General features: G+C 70.9%; 20 protein-coding genes, 3 tRNA genes and 2 pseudogenes. 10 read left to right on the forward strand and 15 right to left on the reverse strand.

Translation table 11 applies throughout. From position 1 onward, the window contains the following. Positions 1-105, forward strand: a pseudogene (locus HDR73_RS06190) (IS481 family transposase); the annotation flags it as partial. Here HDR73_RS06190 and HDR73_RS06195 read toward each other — a convergent pair. Continuing rightward, the gene (locus HDR73_RS06195; RefSeq protein ID WP_287136292.1) at positions 100-2,298 is read right to left on the reverse strand and encodes a bifunctional lysylphosphatidylglycerol flippase/synthetase MprF; all 2,199 of its coding nucleotides are present in this window, start codon (positions 2,296-2,298) and stop codon (positions 100-102) included. The pseudogene HDR73_RS06190 and the gene HDR73_RS06195 sit on opposite strands and share 6 nt — an antisense overlap. Before the next feature lie 152 nt (positions 2,299-2,450). Continuing rightward, positions 2,451-2,537: transfer RNA gene (locus HDR73_RS06200), tRNA-Leu, on the reverse strand. Between the two features lie 175 nt (positions 2,538-2,712). Between HDR73_RS06200 and HDR73_RS06205 the strand changes: the two genes are divergently transcribed. The 7 genes from HDR73_RS06205 (at position 2,713) to pknB (ending at position 11,905) form a co-directional block, all read left to right on the forward strand. Beyond that, positions 2,713-3,444 (forward strand): FHA domain-containing protein, encoded by a 732-nt coding sequence (locus HDR73_RS06205; protein ID WP_012297517.1) that lies wholly within the window; start codon positions 2,713-2,715, stop codon positions 3,442-3,444. Beyond that, entirely contained in the window at positions 3,441-4,022 is a 582-nt protein-coding gene (locus tag HDR73_RS06210) for an FHA domain-containing protein FhaB/FipA (protein WP_012297516.1), read from the forward strand. Before HDR73_RS06205 ends, HDR73_RS06210 begins: the two co-directional genes overlap by 4 nt. Positions 4,023-4,026: 4 nt before the next feature. After that, a complete protein-coding gene (locus HDR73_RS06215; RefSeq protein WP_012297515.1) occupies positions 4,027-5,289 on the forward strand; it encodes a PP2C family protein-serine/threonine phosphatase in 1,263 nt (420 codons plus the stop codon). Further along, positions 5,282-6,679, forward strand: a complete 1,398-nt coding sequence (locus tag HDR73_RS06220; RefSeq protein WP_041464240.1) for an FtsW/RodA/SpoVE family cell cycle protein — start codon at positions 5,282-5,284, stop codon at positions 6,677-6,679. Before HDR73_RS06215 ends, HDR73_RS06220 begins: the two co-directional genes overlap by 8 nt. Further along, the gene (locus tag HDR73_RS06225; RefSeq protein WP_012297513.1) at positions 6,676-8,127 is read left to right on the forward strand and encodes a peptidoglycan D,D-transpeptidase FtsI family protein; all 1,452 of its coding nucleotides are present in this window, start codon (positions 6,676-6,678) and stop codon (positions 8,125-8,127) included. Before HDR73_RS06220 ends, HDR73_RS06225 begins: the two co-directional genes overlap by 4 nt. Continuing rightward, a complete protein-coding gene (locus HDR73_RS06230) occupies positions 8,124-10,022 on the forward strand; it encodes a serine/threonine-protein kinase (protein ID WP_012297512.1) in 1,899 nt (632 codons plus the stop codon). The genes HDR73_RS06225 and HDR73_RS06230 overlap by 4 nt, the downstream gene beginning before the upstream one ends. Positions 10,023-10,156: 134 nt before the next feature. After that, complete coding sequence (gene pknB / locus HDR73_RS06235) at positions 10,157-11,905, forward strand: Stk1 family PASTA domain-containing Ser/Thr kinase (protein ID WP_012297511.1); 1,749 nt, start codon at positions 10,157-10,159, stop codon at positions 11,903-11,905. Positions 11,906-11,998: 93 nt separating this feature from the next. Here pknB and HDR73_RS06240 read toward each other — a convergent pair whose 3' ends face one another. The 3 genes from HDR73_RS06240 to HDR73_RS06250 are packed head-to-tail and all read right to left on the reverse strand — an operon-like array spanning position 11,999 to position 13,595. Next, a complete protein-coding gene (locus tag HDR73_RS06240) occupies positions 11,999-12,637 on the reverse strand; it encodes an anthranilate synthase component II (RefSeq protein WP_012297510.1) in 639 nt (212 codons plus the stop codon). Further along, positions 12,634-12,792 carry a hypothetical protein gene (locus HDR73_RS06245; RefSeq protein ID WP_012297509.1) on the reverse strand — a complete coding sequence of 53 codons (159 nt, stop codon included), beginning with the start codon at positions 12,790-12,792 and terminating at the stop codon, positions 12,634-12,636. Before HDR73_RS06245 ends, HDR73_RS06240 begins: the two co-directional genes overlap by 4 nt. Before the next feature lie 2 nt (positions 12,793-12,794). Further along, complete coding sequence (locus tag HDR73_RS06250) at positions 12,795-13,595, reverse strand: class E sortase (RefSeq protein ID WP_041464239.1); 801 nt, start codon at positions 13,593-13,595, stop codon at positions 12,795-12,797. Positions 13,596-13,700: 105 nt separating this feature from the next. On the opposite strand from HDR73_RS06250, the gene HDR73_RS06255 reads away from it, so the two are divergent. Continuing rightward, a complete protein-coding gene (locus HDR73_RS06255) occupies positions 13,701-13,940 on the forward strand; it encodes a cell division protein CrgA (RefSeq protein ID WP_012297507.1) in 240 nt (79 codons plus the stop codon). Between the two features lie 394 nt (positions 13,941-14,334). Here the strand turns inward: HDR73_RS06255 and HDR73_RS06260 are convergent, their stop codons facing one another. Both HDR73_RS06260 and HDR73_RS06265 read right to left on the reverse strand, forming a co-directional pair. Continuing rightward, the gene (locus HDR73_RS06260) at positions 14,335-15,198 is read right to left on the reverse strand and encodes a rhomboid family intramembrane serine protease (RefSeq protein ID WP_012297506.1); all 864 of its coding nucleotides are present in this window, start codon (positions 15,196-15,198) and stop codon (positions 14,335-14,337) included. Beyond that, the gene (locus tag HDR73_RS06265; RefSeq protein WP_012297505.1) at positions 15,198-15,737 is read right to left on the reverse strand and encodes a peptidylprolyl isomerase; all 540 of its coding nucleotides are present in this window, start codon (positions 15,735-15,737) and stop codon (positions 15,198-15,200) included. Before HDR73_RS06265 ends, HDR73_RS06260 begins: the two co-directional genes overlap by 1 nt. A gap of 121 nt (positions 15,738-15,858) precedes the next feature. Between HDR73_RS06265 and HDR73_RS06270 the strand changes: the two genes are divergently transcribed. Further along, a complete protein-coding gene (locus HDR73_RS06270) occupies positions 15,859-16,485 on the forward strand; it encodes a hypothetical protein (protein ID WP_223842676.1) in 627 nt (208 codons plus the stop codon). Between the two features lie 173 nt (positions 16,486-16,658). On the opposite strand, the gene HDR73_RS06275 is transcribed toward HDR73_RS06270, so the two are convergent. The 8 genes and pseudogenes from HDR73_RS06275 to gnd form a co-directional block, all read right to left on the reverse strand. Next, positions 16,659-16,731: transfer RNA gene (locus tag HDR73_RS06275), tRNA-Ala, on the reverse strand. A gap of 80 nt (positions 16,732-16,811) precedes the next feature. Next, positions 16,812-16,888: transfer RNA gene (locus HDR73_RS06280), tRNA-Ile, on the reverse strand. 48 nt (positions 16,889-16,936) lie between these two features. Continuing rightward, entirely contained in the window at positions 16,937-17,344 is a 408-nt protein-coding gene (locus HDR73_RS06285; RefSeq protein ID WP_011931227.1) for a DUF3566 domain-containing protein, read from the reverse strand. Continuing rightward, positions 17,337-19,997 carry a DNA gyrase subunit A gene (gene gyrA, locus HDR73_RS06290; RefSeq protein ID WP_012297503.1) on the reverse strand — a complete coding sequence of 887 codons (2,661 nt, stop codon included), beginning with the start codon at positions 19,995-19,997 and terminating at the stop codon, positions 17,337-17,339. Before gyrA ends, HDR73_RS06285 begins: the two co-directional genes overlap by 8 nt. An 82-nt stretch (positions 19,998-20,079) precedes the next feature. Then, positions 20,080-22,125 (reverse strand): DNA topoisomerase (ATP-hydrolyzing) subunit B, encoded by a 2,046-nt coding sequence (gene gyrB / locus HDR73_RS06295; protein WP_041464238.1) that lies wholly within the window; start codon positions 22,123-22,125, stop codon positions 20,080-20,082. Between the two features lie 189 nt (positions 22,126-22,314). Continuing rightward, positions 22,315-22,827: a DciA family protein gene (locus HDR73_RS06300; RefSeq protein ID WP_012297501.1), complete on the reverse strand. Its 513-nt coding sequence runs from the start codon at positions 22,825-22,827 to the stop codon at positions 22,315-22,317. Further along, the gene (recF, locus tag HDR73_RS06305) at positions 22,824-24,050 is read right to left on the reverse strand and encodes a DNA replication/repair protein RecF (RefSeq protein ID WP_012297500.1); all 1,227 of its coding nucleotides are present in this window, start codon (positions 24,048-24,050) and stop codon (positions 22,824-22,826) included. Before recF ends, HDR73_RS06300 begins: the two co-directional genes overlap by 4 nt. 7 nt (positions 24,051-24,057) lie before the next feature. Further along, a pseudogene (gene gnd / locus HDR73_RS06310) lies at positions 24,058-24,960 on the reverse strand (phosphogluconate dehydrogenase (NAD(+)-dependent, decarboxylating)); the annotation flags it as partial. Positions 24,961-25,101 lie beyond the last annotated feature (141 nt).

Consider the following 25,101-nt stretch of genomic DNA (forward strand, 5'->3'; position numbering starts at 1 on the left):
CACCGCGCCGACGCGCTTGACCCCTTCATCGAGCACTACAACACTGAACGGATCCACTCGAGCCACGGGCTCACGCCCGCGGCCCGAGTGTCACCAACGTCATGACCCAGTACACCTAGCGCCCCGTGCCGCACGCCTCGCCGACCTGGCCGCCCGACGACGGGCCCGGGCATCGCCGCGTGCCGCCCGCAGCGCGCCCGCGAGCTGGCGGATCCGCAGGGTCGGCACGTACGCCGCCGTCAGCGCGCGCCCGATCGGCGCGAGGTCCGCCGCCGTGGGGCACGCGAGCCAGAGCGTCTCGTAGCGCGGGTCGAACTTGGCCTTGAACCGCAGGAGCGAGGTGAAGCCGTAGGACGGCTCGAGCACGCGGCCGGTCGCCGTGAGCAGGCGCGCCACGATCCGGTCGACCGCGCCAGCGGACCGCATCTCCCCGACGCCCGCGAGCGGCGTGCCGGAGAGGCTCAGCGTCTCGAGCCCCTCCGCCTGGAAGGCGCGGGCCGCGGTCGCGATGAGGAACTCCATCACGCCGGGCATCGGATCGGCGCCGCGTCGCATCACGTCGAGCGTGCGGCCGACGAGCCGCCCGTCGCGGAAGACCGGCAGCCAGCTGGTGACGCCGTGCACGCGACCGGCGGCGTCGACCGCGAGGAGCATCCGCACCTCGGGGTCGTCGAGCTCGCGCAGGCCTCCGAGCGTGAAGCCCATCTCGGGCAGCGCCTTCGCGTCGGCCCAGTCGCCGCTGAGCGCGTCGACGGCGCGGCGCAGGTCGTCCGGCAGGCCGCGGTAGGTGCCCCAGAGCGCGTCGACGCCGTCGCGAGCCGCGCGGTTGGCGGCCGTGCGCAGGTCCTGTCGGCGCTTGCCCGACGTGGAGAAGCCCGCGAGGTCGATCACGGCCTCCTCCGCCACCGGCGTGATGCTCCAGCCGAGCTCGGCGAAGACCGGCAGGTGGCGGGAGTGGATGCTGTAGAACGCGGGGACGAGGCCGCGGGCCGAGCAGTGCCGGGCGAAGGCGCGGATCGTCGCGGGCGCGTCGTCGGCGGAGGCCAGGGGATCCGACACCGTGAGGGCCACCCCGTGCGCGGCGCGGTACGCGACGGCGCCGCGGACGGTCGGGTCGCCGTCGTCGGCCGCGAACCAGTGGCTGCTGCCGGACCACGTGCCCATGAAGCCCAGGGATCCCGCGTCGGACCGCGCCAGCTGCGCGAGGACCCGGTCGCGCCCGGCGGGACGCCCCTCGGCGGACGGGCGCCGGGCGAACGACCGGCGGCGGGCGAACAGCACCGCGAGCGCCGCCGCCGGCACCAGCCACGTGGTCAGCACCAGCGGGGGCAGCTCGACGTCGATCCACGAGTCGACGGGGAAGGCGAACCAGTCCTCGGCGAGCGGGATCACCGTGTCGTACCAGGCGAGCAGACCGGTCACGAGCAGCAGCGCCGCGATCCCGAGCACGAGCCCGAGCCGCCGGCCGCGGAGGAGGAGCGCGACGGCGAGGATCAGGACGCACAGCACCGCCACCGTGGGGCCGGGGTCGAGCAGCGACCCCATCGCGCCCAGCACGCCGATCGCGTCGCCCGAGACCGCGGCGATCCACCAGCTGAGCGTCACCGTGCCGAGCACGGTGGCGGCGACGACGCGCGCGCTCGACGCCGTCCGGTCGTGCCAGGCGGGGCGGGCGGACAGCGGCACGAGGATCCGGCCGAGGCCGAGCCCGATGAGGAGCGCGACGCCGCGTGTGAGGTCGACCCCGTGACCGCCCGCGAGCAGCCCCGCGAGGACCGCCGCGAGCAGCGCGGCGCGGAGGCCGTCGCGATGGGCGGGCGCGAGACCCCGGCTGGCAGCGGCGGCGACCGCGACCAGCACGACGGACGGCGCCCACAGCCGGTCGGCCGCGTCGATCTGCGAGTAGAGGTCGCCGAGCGCGACGCCCGCGGCGAGGAGGAGGGAGGAGACGGCGACGGGCGCCAGCGAGCCGAGGGCGGCGACGAGCGCCGTGCGGAGGATCCCGATGCGGCTCTCCGACCAGCCCAGCACCAGGACGGTGACCGCCACGCCGATGGCGGTGGCGGCCGGGTGCGCGAGCTCGCCGAGGCCGGCCATGAGGCCGATCCACGCGCTGCCGGCGGGTACCGCGAGGATCGCGACCGGGTGGCGGGCGATCACGCGGCCGACGACGCGGATCGCGCCCCGGACGGCGCCGCGAGCACCGGGCGCCGCGGTCCCGGCGGGGTCGACGGGCGGACGATCCGCGGGGTCGACGGCGGGCGGACGGGCATCGGGGGCGAGCGTCGGGTGCGTCACGTCCCCAGTGTGCGGAGCGCGAGCGCGCCGGGGCATCCGCCTGGGGATCCGATCGGCCCGCCCATCGGCTGTGCCCGTCCGCCGATCGGCTGGGCCCCATCGCGCGGTGGGACGCGAAGAGGCCCCCGGGTGATCCCGGGGGCCTCCAGTGCTGGTGCGCGAGGGGGGACTTGAACCCCCACGTCCTCACGGACACACGGACCTGAACCGTGCGCGTCTACCAATTCCGCCACTCGCGCCAACCGGACGACATTATCACGGCCCGGAGCCGATCCCGCGCCGCCCGGGCCCCCGTCGCCCCTTCCCGCGGGCGATCCGCACCCCTCGCGGTGCCGGTGTCCAGGGCGACGCCTCGCGAGTTGGCTACGATCTCCCTATTCATCCGCGGAAGGACCGCGCGAGGACGGATCACACGTGGGAATCCTGGACAACTTCGAGAAGGGCCTCGAGCGCGCCGTCAACGGCGCCTTCGTGAAGACCTTCAAGTCCGGCCTGCAGCCCGTGGAGATCGCCGCGCAGCTGCGTCGTGAGCTCGACACCCACGCCGCCGTCGTCGACCGCGACCTCATCCTCGTGCCCAACTCCTTCACCCTCCGGGTCTCCCGCGCCGACGCGGAGCGGATGGCGAGCATCGGCACCGCGCTCACCGACCAGCTGCGCCAGGCGGTCGAGAAGCACGCGTCGTCGCAGGGCTACCAGTTCGCCGGCGTGGTGCAGGTCGGCTTCCGCGAGGACGACGCCATCTCCGAGGGCGTGCTCGAGATCGACAGCCGCACGGCCGAGGGCAGCGTCACGTGGATGCCCGTGGTCGACGTCGCCGGCGCCCGCCACCCGCTCCCCGTCGGCCGCACCGTCATCGGCCGCGGCAGCGACGCCGACATCACGGTCGACGACCCGGGCACGTCCCGCCGCCACGTCGAGATCGCGTGGGACGGCACCCGCGCCCAGGTCCGCGACCTCGGATCCACGAACGGCTCCGAGCTGAACGGTGCGCCCGTCACGAAGGCGCCGCTCCCGCCCGAGTCCGTGATCCGCATCGGCCGCACCGCCATCACCTTCCGCGTCGTGCCGCAGGCCACCGAGGAGCGCGGCGGGCGCGACACCCGGGGCCAGCGCCACGACGACGGGTTCTGGGGAGCGTCGTGACCGAGCTGACCCTCCTCGTCCTCCGTCTCGCGTTCCTCGCGGTGCTGTGGCTCTTCATCTTCGGCATCGTCTACGCCCTGCGCTCCGACCTCTTCGGCCAGCGCGTGCGGAAGCTGCGCGAGGAGACGGGCACGGCAGGCGGATCCCCGTTCCCGCAGTCGCCGTACGCCGCGGCCGCCGCCCCGCCCCGCTCCCCGCAGCCGGGCGTGCAGCCGCCGCCCATCTCGTCGATGCCGTCCGGCGCCAACTCCGGTGCCGTCCCGTCCCGCGCGAAGGCCACCACCGCCACCGCCCGCCACCTCGTCATCACCTCGGGCGCCAAGGCCGGCACCGAGATCCCGCTGGGCACCGAGCCGCTCACCATCGGCCGCTCGAGCGAGTCGGGCCTCGTGATCCGCGACGACTACACGTCCACCCACCACGCGCGGCTCCTCCTCTGGAACGACGAGTGGATGATCCAGGACCTCGACTCGACCAACGGCACCTTCCTCGACGGCAAGCGCGTGAGCGTCCCGACGCAGGTGCCGCTCGACACGCCGATCCGCATCGGCGCGACCAGCTTCGAGCTCAGGCGGTAGCGGCGTGACGACAGTGACGCAGGCCGCTGCCGTCTCCCACGTGGGCAAGGTCCGGTCGAACAACCAGGACTCGGGCTACGCGGGGCGGGACCTCTTCGTCGTCGCCGACGGCATGGGCGGGCACGCGGGCGGCGACGTCGCCTCCGCGGTCGCCCTCACGCGGATCGTCGAGGCCGACAAGCCCTACGCCTCCGCGCACGACGCCGAGTTCGCGCTCCAGGCGGGCCTCGTCGCCGCCAACCAGCTCCTCGCCGAGACCGTGTTCGAGCACTCCGAGCTCACCGGGATGGGCACCACCGTCAGCGCGCTGGCCCGCGTCGGCCGCCACGTCGCGATCGCCCACATCGGCGACTCGCGCATCTACCTCTTCCGCCGCGGCGAGCTCAGCCAGATCTCCGCCGACCACACCTTCGTGCAGCGCCTCGTCGACAGCGGCCGCATCACGCCGGAGGAGGCGCTCGTGCACCCGCGCCGATCCGTGCTGATGCGCGTGCTCGGCGACGTCGACGCGGCCCCCGAGGTCGACACGCAGGTCCTCGACACGCACACGGGCGACCGCTGGCTGCTCTGCTCGGACGGGCTCAGCAGCTACGTGAGCGAGGAGCGGATCACCGAGATCCTCGCGGCCGCGGGCACGCCCGACACCGTGGCTGACGCGCTCGTGAAGGAGTCGCTCGACCACGGCGCCCCCGACAACGTCACGGTCGTGGTCGTCGACGTGCTCGACGAGGACGACGAGACGGCCGCATCCCGCCCGGCGCCCGAGCCCGTGCTCGTCGGATCCGCGGCGCAGCCCCTCGCGTTCGGCGACGAGCCGGCGAAGCGCGCCGTCCGCATCCCGTCGCTGCTGCTGCACCCGCTGCGCGCCACCACGGCCGCGCGCGACGCGCAGTTCGAGCCGGAGTCGGACCAGTACCTCGAGGCCCTCATCGCGGAGGACAAGCGCCGCGCCCTCCGCCGCCGCGTCACCTGGCTGGTGGGGGTCGCGCTGATCCTCGCGGGCCTCGTCCTCGCCTGCGTCCTCGGCTACCGCTGGACGCAGTCGCGCTACTACGTGGGCGAGGCCGACGGCACGGTCGCGGTCTACAACGGCGTGCAGCAGACCATCGGCCCGATCGAGCTGTCGCACGTCTACGCCCGCACCGAGGTGCGGGTCGACGACCTCCAGCCGTTCTACCGCCAGCAGGTGGAGCAGACCATCAACGCCGACTCGCTCGCGGGCGCCGAGGAGATCGTCAACCGGCTGCAGGAGGCCGCGGGTGGCTAGGGCCGGCGTGGCGGACGCCCCGGCGCGCCCCCGCGAGCGCGCGCCCCGGATCCCCCGGATCCGCGTGCCCCGACGCCTCAGGAACCTCGAGCTCGCGCTGGTGGTGCTGGCCTCCGTCATCAACGGCGGCGCCCTGTACCTCGTGCAGCTCGGCGTGCTCGGCGCCTTCGACCAGAGCTTCTTCATCCCCGCGACCGGCCTCGCGGTGCTTGTGCTCGGCATGCACGTCGCGCTGCGCTGGCTCGCGCCCGACGCGGATCCGTTCATCCTCCCCATCGCCACCGTGCTCAACGGCCTCGGCATCGCCGCCATCTACCGCCTCGACCTCGCCGCCGGCCTGTCCGGCTGGGACAGCGTGGCCGTGCGGCAGATCGTCTGGTCGGGCCTCGCCATCGTGTGCGCGCTCGCGGTCATCGTGCTGCTGAAGAACCACCGCGTGCTGCAGCGCTACCGCTACATCGCCATGTTCGTCGGCCTCATCCTGCTGCTGCTGCCGATGCTCCCGGTCCTCGGCCAGAACATCAACGGCGCCCGCGTCTGGATCCACATCGGCGGCTTCTCGTTCCAGCCCGGCGAGATCGCCAAGATCTGCCTGGCGGTCTTCTTCGCCGGGTACCTCGTCACCGCGCGCGACAGCCTGTCCATGGTCGGCGTCAAGGTGCTCGGGATGCGCTTCCCGCGCGTCCGCGACCTCGGCCCGATCCTCCTGGTCTGGGCCGTGTCGATGAGCGTCCTCGTCTTCCAGCGCGACCTCGGCACGTCGCTGCTCTACTTCGGCCTCTTCATCGTCATGACCTACGTCAGCACGGGCCGCATCGGCTGGGTCGTCCTCGGACTGGTCCTCTTCCTCGGCGGCGCGTACGGCGCGAGCACCCTCGGCTACGTCGGCGGCCGCGTCGACGCCTGGCTGAAGCCCTTCGACCCCGCCGTGTACGACGCGAACGGCGGCAGCTACCAGCTCGTGACGGGCCTGTTCGGCATGGCCGACGGGGGTCTGTTCGGCCGCGGCCTCGGCGAGGGCATGCCCAACCTCACGCCGCTCGCCAACAGCGACTTCATCCTCGCGAGCCTCGGCGAGGAGCTCGGCCTCACCGGCGTCTTCGCGATCCTCGCCCTCTACCTCCTGCTCGTCTCCCGCGGCTTCCGCATCGGCTTCGCCGGGCAGGACGACTTCGGCAAGCTGCTCGGCATCGGCCTGTCGTTCGTCATCGCGCTCCAGGTCTTCATCGTCATCGGCGGCGTCACCCGCGTCATCCCGCTCACCGGCCTCACCACGCCGTTCATGGCGGCGGGCGGATCATCGCTCCTGGCCAACTGGATCATCGCGGCCCTGCTCCTCCGCCTCTCCGACACCGTCCGCAACCAGCCCCGATTGGTGGTCGAGTCGTGAACCGCGAGCTCAAGCGCGTCTCCGTGTTCGTCCTGGCCATGTTCGTGGCCCTGTTCGTCGCGGCGTCGGTCATCCAGGTCGTCTCCGCGCCCACGCTGCAGGCGGATCCGCGCAACAGCCGCACCATCATCGCGAGCTACTCCGCGGAGCGCGGCTCGATCCTCGTGGACGGCACGCCCATCGCCTCGTCCGTCCCGGTCGACGACCGCTACAAGTTCCTCCGCACGTACGCGCAGCCCGACCTCTACAGCGCGGTCACGGGCTACTACACGCTCGGCCAGGGATCCACCGGGCTCGAGGACTCCATGAACGACGTGCTCAGCGGCACGAGCGGCACGCAGTTCTTCGACAGCCTCACGCGCACCTTCACCGGGCAGGACCCGAAGGGCGCGTCGGTCGAGCTCACGATCGACCCGAAGGTGCAGCAGGCGGCGTACGACGCGCTCGGGTCGCTGCAGGGCTCCGTGGTCGCGATCGAGCCGAAGACCGGCCGCATCCTCGCGATGGTCTCCAAGCCCGGCTACGACCCGAACACGCTGGCGTCGCACGACCGCGCGGCCGTGCAGCAGAGCTACTCGTCGCTCCTTGCGGACCCGTCGAACCCCCTCATCAACCGGGCCGTCAACAGCCTCAACCCGCCCGGATCCACGTTCAAGCTCATCACCGCGGCCGCCGCCATCGAGTCCGGCCAGTACACGCCCGACTCGCTGCTGCCCAACCCGCCGACGTTCACGCTGCCCGGCACCGGCACGGTCATCACCAACGCCGGCGAGGGCGCCTGCGGCCCCGAGGCCGAGGTCAGCATCGCGACCGCGTTGCGCCTCAGCTGCAACATCCCGTTCGCGCAGCTCGGCATCGCGCTCGGCTCCGAGAAGATCGCGGCGATGGCCGACGCGTTCGGCTACGGGAAGTCGATCGACGTCCCCCTGGCCAGCGCCAAGAGCGTCTTCTCCCCCGACCTCGACGACGCCCAGACCGCGCAGTCCGCGTTCGGCCAGCTCGACGTGCGCGCGACCCCGCTGCAGACCGCCATGGTCACGGCCGGGATCGCGAACGGCGGCGAGGTCATGAAGCCCAGCGTCGTCGACAGCGTGCTCAACCCCGACCTGAGCGAGCTCTCCGGCTTCTCCCCCAGCCGATTCGCCGACCCGATCTCGAAGGAGACCGCCGCCACCATGACCCGGATGATGATCGACGACGTCCAGACCGGCGTCGCGTCGAATGCGAGAATCAGTGGCGTCGACGTGGCCGGCAAGACGGGCACCGCCCAGAACGGCTCCGACGACCCGTACACGCTGTGGTTCACCGGCTTCGCGCCGGCGGATGCGCCGAAGGTGGCGGTCGCGGTCCTGGTCGAGGACGGCGGCGGACGAGGACGATCGGGCTCGGGGAACACCCTCGCCGCCCCCGTGGCGAAGAAAGTGATTGAGGCGGTGCTGGACAGATGAGACCCACGAGCGGACTGACCTTCGGAGGGCGTTACCAGCTGGGCGATCGCATCGCCATCGGCGGCATGGGCGAGGTGTGGGAGGCCACCGACCTCGTCATCGGACGCAAGGTCGCCATCAAGATCCTCAAGGACGAGTACCTCGGCGACCCCGGGTTCCTCGAGCGCTTCCGCGCCGAGGCCCGCCACGCCGCGCTCGTCAACCACGAGGGCATCGCCAACGTCTTCGACTACGGCGAGGAGGACGGCAGCGCCTTCCTCGTGATGGAGCTCGTGCCCGGCGAGGCGCTCTCCACCATCCTCGAGCGCGAGCGGGTGCTCTCCACCGACAAGGTGCTCGACATCATCTCCCAGACCGCCCTGGCGCTCCACGCCGCGCACCAGGCCGGGCTCGTCCACCGCGACATCAAGCCGGGCAACCTGCTCATCACGCCCGACGGCCGCGTGAAGATCACCGACTTCGGCATCGCGCGCATCGCCGACCAGGTGCCGCTCACCGCCACCGGCCAGGTCATGGGCACCGTGCAGTACCTCTCCCCCGAGCAGGCGAGCGGGCACCCGGCGTCGCCGTCCACCGACGTCTACTCGATGGGCATCGTCGCGTACGAGTGCCTGGCCGGACGCCGCCCCTTCACGGGCGAGTCGCAGGTCGCCATCGCCATGGCGCAGATCAACGAGCAGCCGCCCGAGCTGCCGGTCACCGTCGCCGAGCCCGTGCGCAACCTCGTCATGTCGTGCATCGCCAAGAAGCCGGCCGACCGCCCGCAGAGCGCCGCGCACCTCGCGCGCGCCGCCCAGGCGCTCCGTCGCGGCGACGTCGCCACCGCCACCATCGCGGTCGCGGCCGTCGCGGGCGCCGCTGCTCTGGCCGACCCGGGCACGCCCACGCAGGCCACGCAGCTCATGCCGTCCGGCCGCCGCGCCGCCGACACGGGCGCGACCACGGTCCTCTCGTCCTCCGCGCCGCGCGCCGGTGCGGCGGATCCCTTCCTCCTCGACGACCCGGACGACGAGGAGCCCGAGGAGCCGCGAGCCCGCAAGCGCGCCATCTGGATCTTCGTCGTCGTCGCGATCCTCGTGGTCGCCGCCATCGTGGCCGGCCTGCTCGCGTACTTCGGCAGCCGCGACGCCGACGCCCCGACCCCTGCGGCCACCGAGACGAGCGCCTCGCCGAGCCCGAGCGCGTCACCCTCGCCGACCCCCACCCCCTCGCCCACCGCGAGCACGGTGGACGTGAACCGCGACGACTACATCGGCCGCGACCAGAAGACGGTCACAGGGGAGCTCACCGCCCTCGGCCTCAAGGTCACCGTCGTCACGGGCAGCGCCGCGCCGTCCGGCGACCAGGAGGGCCGCGTCACGGCCATCACCCCCACCGGCAGCGTCGCGAAGGGCGCGACCATCCAGATCACGGCGTACGGGCCGCCCACGCTGCCCACCGCGGCGCCCGGCACGCCGACCGTCACCCCGACGGACGTGCGCGCCGGCCAGACGGTGGACATCTCCTGGCCCGCGTACTCCTGCCCCGCCGGCCAGACGCTCAACGGGTACCAGGTCCAGGCGGACTCCGTCTCGCAGGGCGCCAGCGGCACCTGGGGCGGCAGCACGAACCCGACGAACGCGCAGACCACGTCGGGCGAGATCAAGGTCGGCACCAACCCGGGCACGTTCACCGTCAAGTACCTCGCCATCTGCGGCACGAACGAGTCGCCGTACAGCAGCACCGTCACGGTCACCGTCGAGGCCGCACCGGGCGGCAGCGGCGAGGGCACGGGCGGCGGCACCGGTGGGGGGACCGGCGGCGGCAACGGCGGCACGACCGGCATGGCCCCGACGCCCGCACCGGGTCGCACGGACGAGCGCTCGCTCGTCTCGAGCTCGCACCGGAACCCCTGACCGACGTTGCCCGGGCGGCCGGCGACGGCGGATCGACCGAGCTCGCGCGCGGGGTGGCGAAGCCGCCCGGATCCCCAGCGGACCCCCGGTAAGCTCGTCTCCGTCCGAATCCCGATCCCGACGAGAGGCAGTCCGTGACCGACACCCGTGTGCTGGGCGGCCGCTACGAGGTCGGGGCGCTGCTGGGTCGCGGGGGCATGGCCGACGTCTTCGAGGGCGTCGACTCCCGTCTCGGTCGCCGCGTCGCCGTCAAGGTGCTCCGCCGCGGCCTGGCCGAGGATCCGGCCTTCCGCAGCCGATTCCGCCAGGAGGCCCAGGCGGCCGCGCGCATGTCGCACCCCACGATCGTGCGCGTCTTCGACGCGGGCGAGGACGTCGTCACCGACCAGGACGGCGCATCGCACACGACCCCCTTCATCGTCATGGAGCGCGTCGAGGGCCGCCTCCTCAAGGACGTCATCACGGACGGCCCGCTCGACCCGGACGAGGCCGTCCGCATCATGGGCCAGGTGCTCACCGCCCTCGAGTACTCGCACCGCGCGGGCGTCGTCCACCGCGACATCAAGCCGGGCAACATCATGGTCACGCCCGCCGGCCAGGTGAAGGTCATGGACTTCGGCATCGCGCGCGCCGTGTCCGACACCTCGGCCACCATCGCGCAGACCACCGCCATCCTCGGCACCGCGCGCTACTTCTCCCCCGAGCAGGCCAAGGGCGAGTCGGTGGACGCGCGCACCGACCTCTACTCCGCCGGCGTCGTCCTCTTCGAGATGCTCACCGGCCAGGCGCCGTTCCGCGCCGACACCGCGGTCGCCGTCGCCTACCAGCACGTCAGCGAGACGCCCGTCGCCCCGAGCACCGTGCAGGAGGCCGTCTCCCTGCAGCTCGACCAGGTCGTCCTGCACGCCATGGCGAAGGACCGCTACGCGCGCTTCCAGACGGCGGGCGACTTCCGCACCGACCTCGATCGCGCCGCCGCCGGCACCCTTGCCCCCCGCGAGGCGCCCACCAACGACGTGGGAGCCACGCTCTTCGGCGCCCCCGCCGGCCCCTCCTCCTCGCAGCAGGCTCTACGCCAGCTCGGCGTCGACGACGACCGCACCGTCCGCACCCAGAGCCGTCCGCCGGTGCCGTGGATCTGGGCCGGCGTCACCGTGGTCGTCGTGATCCTCATCGCCGTCGTCATCTGGGTCACCAGCCTCAGCAGCATCGCGCCGCCCGACATCAGCCCCACAGTCCCCGATGTCGCGGGCTCCACCTACTCCAGCGCAGCCGCGGCCCTCGAGGAGGCCGACCTGGTCCCCCTCGAACGCGAGGAGGCCAGCACATCGGTCGCCGAGGGCATCGTGTTGCGCACCAACCCGGATCCCGGTGAGAACGTCGCCGCCAAGACCGAGATCGACGTGTTCGTCTCCTCCGGCCCGCCGGAGGTCCAGGTCCCGAACCTCATGAACCTGGACGAGGGCACCGCGACCGCCAACCTGGAGGCGGTCGGCCTGAAGGTGGGCGAGGTCATCCGCCAGTCCTCGCCGACCGTCCCTGACGGACTGGTCATGCAGACGGATCCGGCGTCCTCCCAGCAGGTCGACCAGGGCTCCGCCGTCAAGCTCATCCTGTCCAACGGCAAGGTCGTACTGCCCGACGTGCTCGGCCAGCCGCTCGTGGATGCGCAGAAGCTGCTCGAGGCATCGGATCTGGTCGTGACCACCCGGCGCGACCCCTCGTGCAGCCGCGCCGACGGATCCCCGGTGAGCCAGCAGTCCGTGCCGCCGGGGGACGTCGCCCAGCGCTCGACGGTCGGCCTCACCTACTGCACGGGCGCGGTGCGCAGCACGTCGGCGCCCACCACGGGCACGCCGACCCCGGACCCCGCGCGCGGCTGATCCGCACGCGGCGCCACCGGTCCTCGATCGAGCAGCGCCCGTCGGACGACGGGTCGACTCCAGCTGCCGGCCGGTGACTCCCGTCGGGGCCCGTCAGGCCACGCGGACGAGCGGCGACAGTCGCGAGGACGTGTCGCGGGCGCCGGTGAGCCCGGCCCCTTCGAGCCAGTTGCCGAGCATGCGGTAGCCGCCCTCGGTGAGCACCGACTCCGGGTGGAACTGCACGCCGACGATGGGCGCGGACTCGTGACGCAGGCCCATGATGACCCCGCCCTCGGTGCGGGACGTGACCACCAGGTCGGACGGCACGGTCCCGTCGACGACGGCCAGCGAGTGGTACCGCGTGGCCGTGAACGGCTGCGGCACGCCCAGGTAGAAGTCCCCGTCGTCGTGCGTGACGAGCGACGTCTTGCCGTGCATGAGCTCCTCGGCGTTGGTGACCGTGGCGCCGAAGGCCTCCGCGATCGCCTGGTGCCCGAGGCAGACCCCGAGCAGCGGCGTGCCGGATGCGAGGGCCGCCGTCACCGTGGGGATGGAGACCCCGGCCTCGGAAGGCTTGCCCGGCCCGGGGGACACGAGCACGGCGTCGTACTCCGAGATGACGCCAGCCATGTCGGCCTCCGCGTGGTCGTCGTTGCGCATGACCACGGTCTCGGCACCCAGCTGCTGCAGGTACCCGTTGAGCGTGTAAACAAAGCTGTCGTAGTTGTCGATGACGAGGACGCGTGTCACTGATGCACCGTGACTTCCTGGGTGTTGACGATGGAGTCGACCCAGGGGAAGACCCAGGTCACGAGGGAGAAGAGGACGGCCGCGAGCAGCACGAGGACGATGAGGAGCCGGATCCACACCGGGCCGGGCAGGATGCGCCAGAACGCCGCGTACACGCTCAGCCCGCCTTCGCGAACGACGTGCCGGCCAGCGCGGCGGGCGTCGACGCATCCGACCGGGGCTGCCAGGACTCGAAGACGCTGTACGCGACCACGCGCTCGGCGGCGGAGAAGAGCGGGTTGCAGCTCGTCATCGTCAGGATGCGGTCCCCGGGCTGGGCGTCCGGTGCCTGCGGCACCTCGTCGAGCACGTCGACTCCGGTGGGCTTCACATACTCGAGTGTACGGAAGCGGTAGGTGTACCAGCCGTCCTGCGTCTCCACGACGATGGCATCCCCGACACGCAGGTCGGTGATCTGGTTGAACGGCTTGCCGTACGTCGTGCGGTGGGCGGCGACCGCGAAGTTGCCCACCTGGCCGGGCATCTGCGTCTCGCGGTAGTGCCCGATCTTGCCGAGGTTGAGCACGTTGCCGAGGCCCACCCCGGTGGCGACCGGCACCACGTAGTCGGAGCCGAACCGCGGGATGTAGATGTTGCCGAAGTCGGTGGCATCCGACGAGGGGGCGGTCGTGATGACGGGGTCACCCGGCGCTGCAGGCGACGCCGCCGGGTCGGGGGAGGCCGCCGCGTCCGGCGCGGCCGTGGCCCAGCTCCGGCTGTTCTCCAGCGCCTGGTCGCGCTGGCCGCTGCTGACCACGATGTCGTTGAACCAGAGCTGCCATCCGAGGAACAGCATGATGAGCACGCCGGCCGTGAGGAGCAGCTCGCCGAGCACGCCGATCGTGCCGAGGAGCGCATCGCCCCGCCTGCCGCGGCGCCGCGTCGCGCGGCGGGAGGGGGCGGGGTCCTGAGCGCTCATGTGCCGATTGTAGGCGGCGCACATGGGCGGGACGCCGCCAGGGGCGGCCCGTGGAGCCGGGCATCCTCCCGGCCCGGTGGAGGAGGGTACGGCTAGAATCGCCGCATGGCCCGCGACAAGACGACGAGACCCTCCCGCCAGGAACGCGTGCACGACGAGGACGCCCCGAACCCCGTGTGGTTCAAGCCCATCATGTTCGGCTTCATGCTCGTCGGGCTCGCGTGGCTCATCGTGTACTACGTGAGCCTCAACGCGTTCCCCATCCCCGACCTCGGCGTCGGCAACATCCTCATCGGCTTCGGCCTCATCCTGGTCGGCTTCCTCATGACCACCAGGTGGCGCTGACCGCAGCGCAATCACGAGAGCCCGTCACCATCCGCTGGTGACGGGCTCTTCTGCTTCCCGGCAGCGCGCACGCGCGCGCCAGGCGTTGTCCACAGACACCCTGTGCACAACGCTCCACACCTGTGGAGAACGCGGAAGGCCCGTGCCCCGCCGCGCACCGTCAGCGCGGGTTACCCGCGGAAGCGCATGGGTGTCGGGATCTTCCGGACGCCGACTCCGTCCAGGCTCCTCCGGACCCCCTCCCGCTCGGCCGCTAATCACACGCGTGTAACTATCCCCACTGTGGACTGGCCTGTGGATAACTAGGCTCCGCCGCGCAGGTACGCGGATGCGCGGCGCGAGGGCACGCCGAGAAGGCCGCTCGCGTGAGGCGGCAGAGGTACGAACGGGCCGGTCAGAGGCCGACGGGGAAGACGGCGCCCGCGATCAGGATCGCGACGGTGAGGCCCGCCAGGGAGCCGATCTGCGCGCCGCGCTGGCGGGCGTCCCGCGTGCGCAGGAGCACGATCGCCACGAGCGCTCCCGTCACCAGGCCGCCGACGTGGGCCTGCCAGGAGACGCCCTGCACGACGAAGCCGAGCAACAGGTTGATCGCGATGATGCCGAGGAGAGGGCCCACGTTGCCGCCCAGCTTGCGGGCGAGCACGAAGTAGCCGCCCATGAGCCCGAAGATCGCGCCGGATGCGCCGACCACGGCCTGCAGCGGCTCGCCCATGGCGGAGCCGATGACCTCGACGGCGAGGGAACCGCCGAGCGCCGAGATGAGGAAGAGGGCGAGGAAGCGGGCGCGTCCGAGCATGGGCTCGAGGACGCGGCCGAAGACGAAGACCGACAGCATGTTGAAGACGATGTGAAGGATGCTCGACGGCGAGTGCGTGAACGCGCTCGTGAGCATCCGCCACGGCTCGTAGTCACCGGAGGCGACGCTGCCGTAGACAGGCGCGAACCACAGCGACGTGGTCACGTAGTCGCCGACGACGGGCAGCACCTGCAGGATCCAGACCACGGCGCAGACGGCCATGATCCCGTACGTCACCACGGGCGCGGAGCTCCGCGTCATCCGCGTGACGAAGGATGCCCGGGAGCGAGGAGCGGTGCGGCGCTGCTCCTTCATGTCCTCGGGGCAGATCACCCCGACGGCGGCCGGCGTCTGGCACTCGGGGCAGATGGTCCGCCCGCATCGCTGGCACAGCACGAAGCTCTGCCGGTCGGGGTGCCGGTAGCAGCGGTCGGCCGCCGTACGGGGTGAGTCGGTCATCAGACCTTCTCGACGGTGACGCTCTCGATCACGACGTCCTCGCGGGGACGGTCGCGGCCGTCGGTCGGGACCGCGTTGAGCGCGTCGACGACCTTCTTGGACGCGTCGTCGGCGACCTCGCCGAAGATCGTGTGCTTGCCCTGGAGCCACGTGGTGGGCGCCGTCGTGATGAAGAACTGCGAGCCGTTCGTGCCGCGGCCGCCCTGCGTGCCGGCGTTCGCCATGGCGAGGATGTAGGGCTTGCTGAAGTCGAGGTCGCGGCTGATCTCGTCGTCGAACTGGTAACCGGGACCGCCGGTGCCCTGCCCGAGCGGGTCGCCGCCCTGGAGCATGAAGTCCTTGATGATGCGGTGGAAGACGACGCCGTCGTAGAGAGGGTCGGTCGACTTCTTGCCGGTCTGGGGGTGGGTCCACTCCTTCTCGCCCGTGGTGAGGCCGACGAAGTTCTCGACGGTCTGGGGCGCGTGGGACCCGAAGAGATTGAGGACGATGGTGCCGTGGTTGGTCGTCATGGTGGCGACGTGAGTGTGCGCAGACATGGGGCAATGGTCTCACGGCGGAGCTGGGACTCGGCGGACGCACAGGCTCCGTCGTGTTTGCCCGCGGAGGCACCCGTGCCAGACTGGGATTCCTGGCGAAATCACACCGATGGAGGTCCCCTTGGGTCTGTCACGCAAGAACAAGAAGGAGTTGGCGAAGCTCCGCACCCACGCGGCCGCCGTCCTCAAGGAGCAGCGCGAGGTCCTCGACCGGGCCAACGTCGTCGTGGCCGAGGCCGCACACACCGCCCGCAAGCTCTCCGACCAGCACGTCGTCCCCGCCGTCAAGCGCGGCGTCGACGACCACATCCGTCCCAGCTACGAGGCCGGCGCCGAGCGCGTCCGCGCCGCGGCCGACTCGGCCTACAAGGGCTTCACGCACACCGTCCTGCCGGCCGTCGCCGGTGCCGCCGGATCCGCGGTCGCCGCGACCGAGGGCATCCGCAACAGCAAGCAGGTGCAGGACGCGGTCAAGAAGGCCGGCAAGGTCTCCTCGAAGGCGCAGGAGTTCGGCAAGCACTACGTCGACAACGGCCGCTCCTATGTGGGCCGCTACGTCCCGCAGGTGGCTCCCGCGAAGAAGGGCCTCGGCTTCGGCGGCGTCGCCCTCATCGCGCTCGGCGTCGTCGTGGTCGGCGGCGTCGGCTATGCGCTGTACCAGACGTTCCGCGCGGACGACGACCTGTGGATCGCCGACGACGAGCCCGAGGCCGTCGACGCGACCGCGAAGGACCAGCCCGCGAGCTGATCACCGCTCCTCGATCCCTCGGGATCCGACGAAGGCCCGGCCACCGAAAGGTGCCCGGGCCTTCGTCGTTCCGGCGACGCCGCGATACGACCCTCGGATGAACGGCTGTCCGCGGCGACGAGCCAGTGGAAGCAGGGCCCCAGCTGGAGCGTGACCCGGTGTCGGGTGTGATGTGGAGTCACGGGGAATCGAACCCCGGACCTCCTGCTTGCAAAGCAGGCGCTCTACCAATTGAGCTATGACCCCGATTGGCGAGCCTCGGACCGCTTGACGATCTACCGGCTCGTTTCCCGCCTTGCCCCCGGATCATGCGGATCCGGGGGTGTTGGTGGGGATACCAGGATTTGAACCTGGGACCTCTTCATTATCAGTGAAGCGCTCTAACCAACTGAGCTATATCCCCATCGGGCAGGTACACGTTACCGTACGCCTGCCCGTTTCTCCCAATCGGCTACGCGTTGGTGAAGCCGACGAGGACGCCACCCGTGATGCGCACGCTGAGGTTGTACAGCAGCGCGGCCACGGCGCCAAGCACGGTGCCGACGACGATGTTGAGGACGGCCACCACGATGGCGAACCCGAGCACCTGTCCCAGGCCGAAGACGTCCTGCAGGGAGAAGTCCGCGGATCCGGAGACCTCCTGGAACAGCTGGTCGACCGTGCCGAACACGTTCGTGGTCTGCAGGACGACGTAGATGAGGAACGTCGCCACGACGGTGATGATGCCGAGCACCACGGAGAAGAGGAACGCGAGCTTCAGCGCCGACCAGAAGTCGACGTACACGAGCTTGAGACGCACCTGCTTGGTGGTGGTGGCTCGCGACGACTTCTTCGCGAGCTTCTCGGCGACACTACTCATCGGGTGTTCCCTTTCCAGCAGCGGTACCGTCGGACGCGTCGGGCGCAGCTTCGGGGACCACCAGGTTGCGTTCGGAGTTCTTGGCCAGGGAGATGATCCTGTCGTCGTCCGCGAACCGGGCGAACACGACACCCATGGTGTCGCGGCCCTTCGCCGGGACCTCGGCCACGACAGACCGTACCACCTTGCCGCTGGCGAGCACGACGAGGATCTCGTCCTCCTCGCCGACGATGAGGGCCCCCGCGAGATCGCCTCGGGCATCCTGCAGCTTGGCGACCTTGATGCCCATGCCGCCCCGGTTCTGCACGCGGTACTGGTCCGCGGCGGTGCGCTTCGCGAAGCCGCCCTCGGTCACGACGAACACGTAGCCCTGCTCGCCCACGACGGATGCGCTGAGCAGCGTGTCGTCCCCGCGGAACGTCATGCCCTTCACACCGGAGGTCGACCGGCCCATGGGACGCAGCGCCTGGTTGTCGGCCGAGAACCGCAGCGACATGCCCTTGCGCGACACGAGGAGCAGATCGTCGTCCTCGTCCACCAGCAGCGCCGAGACGAGCGCGTCGCCGTCGCGGAGGTTGATCGCGATGATGCCGCCCGTGCGGTTCGTGTCGTACTCCGTGAGCGCCGTCTTCTTCATCAGGCCGTCGCGGGTGGCGAGCACGAGGTACTGGGCCACCTGGTAGTCGCGGATGTCGAGGACCTGCTGGATCTCCTCATCCGGCTGCATGGCGAGCAGGTTCGCGACGTGCTGGCCCTTGGCGTCGCGGCCGGCCTCCTGCAGCTCGTATGCCTTGGCGCGGTACACGCGCCCCTTGTCCGTGAGGAAGAGGAGCCAGTGGTGCGTCGTGGTGACGAAGAAGTGCTCGACCACGTCGTCCGCCCGGAGCTGGGCGCCCCGCACGCCCTTGCCGCCGCGGTGCTGGCTGCGGTAGTTGTCGATGCGCGTGCGCTTGATGTACCCGCCGCGCGTGACCGTGACCACCATCTCCTCCTCGGGGATGAGGTCCTCCATGCTCATGTCGCCGTCGAAGCCGAGCATGATCTCCGTGCGCCGGTCGTCGCCGTACTTGTCGGTGATCTCCTGCAGCTCGGTGCTGATGATCTCGCGCTGCACGGTGGGCGTCGCCAGGATGTGCTTGTACTCGGCGATGCGCTGCTCGAGCTCGGCCGCCTGGTCCTGGATCTTCTGGCGTTCGAGCGCGGCCAGCCGGCGCAGCTGCATCTCGAGGATGGCGTTGGCCTGCAGCTCGTCGATGTCGAGGAGCTTCATGAGGCCGCTGCGGGCGACCTCGACGGTCTCCGACCGGCGGATGAGGGCGATGACGTCGTCGAGCGCGTCGAGCGCCTTGAGGTAGCCGCGCAGGATGTGGGCGCGTGCCTCGGCCTCGTTGAGCCGGTACTGCGTGCGTCGGACGATGACGTCGATCTGGTGGTCGACCCAGGCGGAGATGAAGCCGTCGAGCGCGAGCGTGCGCGGGATCCCGTCGACGATCGCCAGCATGTTGGCGCCGAAGTTCTCCTGCAGCTGCGTGTGCTTGTAGAGGTTGTTCAGCACGACCTTCGCGACCGCGTCGCGCTTCAGCACGATGACGAGGCGCTGGCCGGTGCGGCCCGAGGTCTCGTCGCGGATGTCGGCGACGCCGGCGAGCTTGCCGTCCTTGACGAGCTCGGCGATCTTGATCGCGAGGTTGTCGGGGTTCACCTGGTACGGGAGCTCCGTGACCACGAGGCACACGCGGCCCTGAATCTCCTCGACCGCGACGACCGCGCGCATCGTGATGGATCCGCGGCCGGTGCGGTACGCCTCGAGGATACCCTTGGTGCCGAGCACCTGCGCGCCCGTCGGGAAGTCGGGTCCTTTGATGCGCTCGAGCAGCGCCTCGAGGAGCTCCTCCCGGTTCGCGTCGGGGTGCGCGAGCAGCCACTGGGCACCCGCCGCCACCTCGCGGAGGTTGTGCGGCGGGATGTTGGTGGCCATGCCGACCGCGATGCCCACGGATCCGTTCACCAGCAGGTTGGGGAAGCGCGACGGCAGGATCTTCGGCTCGAGCGTGCGGCCGTCGTAGTTGTCCTGGAAGTCGACCGTGTCCTCGGTGATGTCCCGGACCATCTCCATGGCGAGCGGGGCCATCTTGGTCTCGGTGTACCGCGGGGCGGCGGCGCCGTCGTTGCCGGCGGAGCCGAAGTTGCCCTGGCCGAGCGCGAGCGGGTAGCGCAGGCTCCACGGCTGCACCAGGCGTACGAGCGCGTCGTAGATGGAGGAGTCGCCGTGCGGGTGGAACTGGCCCATGACCTCGCCGACCACGCGGGCCGACTTGAAGAAGGAGCGGTCGGGGCGGTAGCCGCCGTCGTACATCGCGTAGATCACGCGGCGGTGCACGGGCTTGAGGCCGTCGCGCACCTCGGGAAGCGCGCGCTGGACGATGACGCTCATCGCGTAGTCGAGGAACGAGCGCTGCATCTCGAGCTGGAGGTCGACCTGCTCGATGCGGTCGTGCGTGACGACGACGCGCGCATCGGGATCGACGATCGCGGCGGGCAGCGAGTCGGAGGCGGCGGCGGACGCCGGCATCACGCCCTCCTGCGGCAGCGCGTCGTCATCCGGGGTCGCGCCCGTGCCCTGCTCGTCGTCCGGAGTGTTGTCGTCGGCCATGGAGGTCCCGTTCAGAGGTCGGTGGATCGTGGGGTCGGCATGGGGCGGCGGTCAGCGTGGGGCCGAGCCGCCGCCCGGTCGATCAGATGTCGAGGAACCTGACGTCCTTGGCGTTGCGCTGGATGAAGCTCCTGCGGGACTCGACGTCCTCGCCCATGAGCGTCGAGAACACCTCGTCGGCGCCCGCCGCGTCGTCGAGGGTCACCTGCATGAGCGTGCGCGTGGCGGGATCCATGGTGGTCTCCCACAGCTCCTTGTAGTCCATCTCGCCGAGGCCCTTGTAGCGCTGGATGCCGTTGTCCTTCGGCAGCTTCTTGCCGTTCTGCTGCCCGTGGATCAGCAGGGCGTCGCGCTCCGCGTCCGTGTACACGTACTGGTCCTCCGCGTTCGACCACTTGAGCCGGTACAGCGGCGGCTGCGCGAGGTACACGTAGCCGAGCTCGATGAGCGGCCGCATGTAGCGGAACAGCAGGGTGAGCAGCAGGGTCGTGATGTGCTGGCCGTCGACGTCGGCGTCGGCCATCAGCACGATCTTGTGGTACCTGACCTTCTCGGCGTTGAAGTCCTCGCCGATGCCCGCGCCGAACGCGGTGATCATCGACTGGACCTCGTTGTTCTGCAGCGCGCGGTCGAGGCGGGCCTTCTCGACGTTGAGTATCTTGCCCCGCAGCGGCAGGATCGCCTGCGTCGTGGGGTTGCGGCCCTGCACCGCGGATCCGCCGGCGGAGTCGCCCTCGACGAGGAACACCTCGCTGAACGCCGGGTCCTTGCTCTGGCAGTCCTTGAGCTTGCCGGGCATGCCGCCCGACTCGAGCAGCCCCTTGCGCCGGGTCTGCTCGCGCGCCTTGCGGGCGGCGAGACGCGCCTGCGAGGCCTGCATCCCCTTGCGGATGATGTCCTTCGCCTGCGAGGGGTTCTTCTCGAGCCAGTCGCCCAGCTGCTGTCCGACGATGCGCTGCACGTAGGCCTTGGCCTCGGTGTTGCCGAGCTTCGTCTTCGTCTGGCCCTCGAACTGCGGCTCGCCGAGCTTCACGGAGATCACGGCGGTGAGGCCCTCGCGGACATCGTCGCCGGTGAGGTTCTCGTCCTTCTCACGCAGCAGCTTGTTCTCGCGCGCATAGCGGTTGACGAGCGTGGTGAGCGCCGCGCGGAACCCCTCCTCGTGCGTGCCGCCCTCGTGCGTGTTGATGGTGTTCGCGTACGTGTGGACGCTCTCCGTGTAGGAGGTGGTCCACTGCATCGCGACCTCGAGGCTGATCTTCTTGACCGTGTCCTCGGACTCGAAGGCGATGACGTCGGCGTTGACGACCTCGGTCTTCTTCGCCTTCACGAGGTGCTCGACGTAGTCGACGAGGCCCCGCTCGTACAGGAACTTCTCGGTGCGGTGCTCGGCGCCGTCCTCCTCGCGCTCATCGTGCAGCGTGAGGGCGAGGCCCTTGTTAAGGAACGCCATCTGCTGGAAGCGCGCGCGCAGGGTGTCGTAGTCGAACTCGACGGTCTCGAAGATCTCGCGGCTGGGCCAGAAGGTGATGGTCGTGCCGGTCTCGGTGGATCCCTCGCCCTTCTCCAGGGGTGCGTCCGGCACGCCGATGGTGAAGCTCTGGCGCCAGACCGCACCCTGGCGGCGGACCTCGACGTCGAGGCGCTCCGACAGCGCGTTCACCACGGAGCTGCCGACGCCGTGCAGGCCACCCGACACCGCGTATCCGCCGCCGCCGAACTTGCCGCCGGCGTGCAGCTTGGTGAGCACGAGCTCGACCGTGGAGATGCCCTCGACCGGGTGGATGTCGACCGGGATGCCGCGGCCGTCGTCGACGACGCGGATGCCGCCGTCCTTGCGCATCGTGATCTGGATGTCGCTGGCGAACCCGGCGAGGGCCTCGTCGACGGAGTTGTCGACGATCTCGCTCACCAGGTGGTGCAGTCCTCGGGGTCCGGTGGATCCGATGTACATGCCGGGGCGCTTGCGCACGGCCTCGAGGCCCTCGAGCACCTGGATCTCGTTGGCGCCGTAGTCGTTGCTCACCTGCTGGCGGGTGATGTGGTCGGAGTCGTTGTGCGTCTCCTCGACCTCCACCTCGTCGGGGGTGGAGTCGTCGGGGAGGTCCTGTGTGGCATCCGATGTCATGAAGTGGTGGCTCCTGCCGCGTCGACGCGCCCCTGCCCGACGGCGGTCGCGCGCCGATCACGAGGTGATCCGCCGACCGTCGTCCCTGGACTGCGGGCGACCCCTCATTCTATCGCAGTAGTAAGCTCCGCACCTCCTATCCGGCCCGCTGCGGCGCTTTCGCGACGGGGGTGACCTTGATTCGCCTCCCTAGCCGTAGGTATCGCGCGGGCCCCGCCCTGGGATCGACCTGGGACCCTTTTTCCAGGACGGGGCGTTCGGCCCCTGGAAGCGGATCGACCGGATGCCCGCGTCGGGGAAGCGCTCGGCGATCCGCGTCGTGATCTCCACGCGCATGAGCCGGAGCTGCGTCGCCCACGCCGTCGACTCGCACTCGACCGTCAGGAGGCCGTCCTCGATGCCGACGGGGGACGAGTGCACGGCCGTCTCCTCGCCGGCGATGGTCGTCCATGCCGCCATGAGCTCGGCCTGCGAGAGGGAGGACGTCCAGCCCATCCGCGAGGTGAGCGAGTCCATCACGTTCCCCAGGGAGTCGGGATCCCGCCCGGGCTGGAACGGCGAGCTGCCCGCCTTCTGCTCACGGCGCTTCCGCGCGGAGGGAGAACGCACGGACGCGTCGCCGAACACGCGGCGGAACCGGCGGTAGACGGCCACCGCCTCCGACTCGGGCATCGGACCGCCGTCGGGTGCGCGGGGGATCACGCCGCTCCCCCGTCCTCGCCGGGCGACGCCGGCTCGGAGGCCGAGGCCGGCGTCGGCGACTCGACGATCGCGCCGGCCCGGATGTGCACGGCGTTGGCCGCCAGGTGCTCGGGCACGTCCTCGAACACGGCGGCGGTGATGAGCACCTGCTCGAACCCGGTGACGGCCTCCGCGAGCCGCCCGCGCCTGGCCTGGTCCAGCTCCGCGAAGACGTCGTCCAGGATCAGCACGGGGTCCCCCGTCTGCGAGTCGCGCCGCAGCAGCTCCGCCGACGCCAGCTTGATCGCGAGAGCGAACGACCACGACTCACCGTGGCTGGCGTAGCCCTTCGCCGGTAACCCGTTGAGCCGGAAGAGCACATCGTCGCGGTGCGGGCCCACCAGGGTCAGCCCCCGCTCGAGCTCTCGGGGTCGCATCCGCGCGATGGCGGCGGTGAAGACGGGAACGACGTCTTCGGTCCGCGTGAAGCGCCCTCCATCGCGTGCCCCGGTCTCGTCCGCGACGTCGTCCTCCCCCGGGTCGTCCGCGAGGATGCTCAACTCCGGTCGCGCCGACGGGCCGTGGTCGGATCCCGCAACAGCCAGGTACGCGCGCGCCAGCTCCGGCTGGAGGGACTCCACCAGCGCACCGCGCGCCGCGATGATCTGCGAGCCGATCGCGACGAGGCGCTCGTCCCAGATGTCGAGCGTGCTCAACTGGTCGGCCTTCATCCCGCGTGCACGCGCCGACTTGAGCAAGGTGTTGCGCTGCTTCAACGCCCGGTCGTAGTCCGACAGGACCCCGGCGAGCCGAGGCGTGCGCAGCACGAGCAGCTGGTCGAGCAGCCGGCGCCGACCCGACGGATCGCCGCGCACGAGCGCCAGGTCCTCGGGGGCGAACAGCACGCTCGAGAAGTACCGCGGCAGTTCGCGCGTCTTGGTCGCCGTGCCGTTCACCTGCGCCCGGTTCGCGGCCGAGCGGTTGATCTGCACCTCGACCCGGAGCTCGCGCCCCGCGTGCTGGAGCAGCGCCCGGATCACCGCGGACTCCGCGCCCTGCCGGACGAGCGCCTGATCGGTGGAGACGCGGTGCGACCCGAGCGTGCTCAGGAAGCCCAGCGCCTCCACCAGGTTCGTCTTGCCCTGCCCGTTGCTCCCCACGAAGAGGGTGGCACCGGGCAGGAGCGCGACGTCCGCGCGGGTGTAGTTGCGGAAGTCACCCAGGGAGAGGTGACGGACGATCATCCGGTGGTCAGGACTTCTTCTGCACCGAGTGGCCGCCGAACTGGTTGCGCAGCGCCGCGACGGCCTTCATGGCCGGGGAGTCCTCCTGGCGGGAGGAGAAGCGCGCGAAGATCGACGCGCTGATGGCGGGCATCGGGACGGCGTTGTCAAGCGCCTCCTCGATGGTCCAGCGGCCCTCGCCAGAGTCCTGCACGAAGCCCTCGATGTCCTCGAAGCCCGGGTCCTCCTTGAGCGCCTTGACCAGGAGCTCGAGCAGCCAGGAGCGGACGACCGTGCCGCGCTGCCATGCCTCGAACGTGCCCGTGACGTCCTTGATGATGTCCTTGCGCGCCGCGAGGAGCTCATAGCCCTCGGCAAACGACTGCATCATGGCGTACTCGATGCCGTTGTGGACCATCTTCGCGTAGTGCCCGGCGCCGGAGTCGCCGACGTGGACGAAGCCCTCCTCGCGGGGTCCCTCGGGACGGAGCGCGTCGAAGACGGGCATCGCGCGCTGGACCTGCTCGACGGGTCCGCCGACCATGAGGCCGTAGCCGTTCTCGAGGCCCCAGACGCCGCCCGAGACGCCGGCGTCGACGAAGTCGATGCCCTTGTCCTTGAGCAGTCCCGCGTGCGCGAAGTCGTCGGTGAACTTGGAGTTGCCGCCGTCGATCACGAGGTCGCCCGGCTCCAGGATCCGCGCGAGGTCGCCCACCACGTTCTGCGTGACCTTGCCGGCCGGGACCATGACCCAGACGAGGCGGGGGGTGGGCAGCGCGGCGGCGAGGTCGTCGAGGGTGGCCACGTCGGAGACGTCGGGGTTGGTGTCGTATCCGGTCACCTCGATGCCGTTCGCCTCGAGGCGCGCGCGCATGCGGGCGCCCATCTTGCCGAGTCCGACGAGTCCGATGTGCATGTTCTCTCCTTGATCGCGGTCTAGCTGTACCCGGCCGTGACGTTGGTGACACTTCGGGGCGTGTGAAGAGGCCTCCTGGCTTGATGGAGCTGTTCAGTTCAACCATCGCCAGGAGGCCTCGATGTCCCACGGTAATGCTCGTCTGACGGTTCACGG

The sequence above is a fragment of the Clavibacter sp. genome, assembly GCF_014802555.1.
Classification (GTDB): Bacteria; Actinomycetota; Actinomycetes; order Actinomycetales; family Microbacteriaceae; genus Clavibacter; species Clavibacter sepedonicus.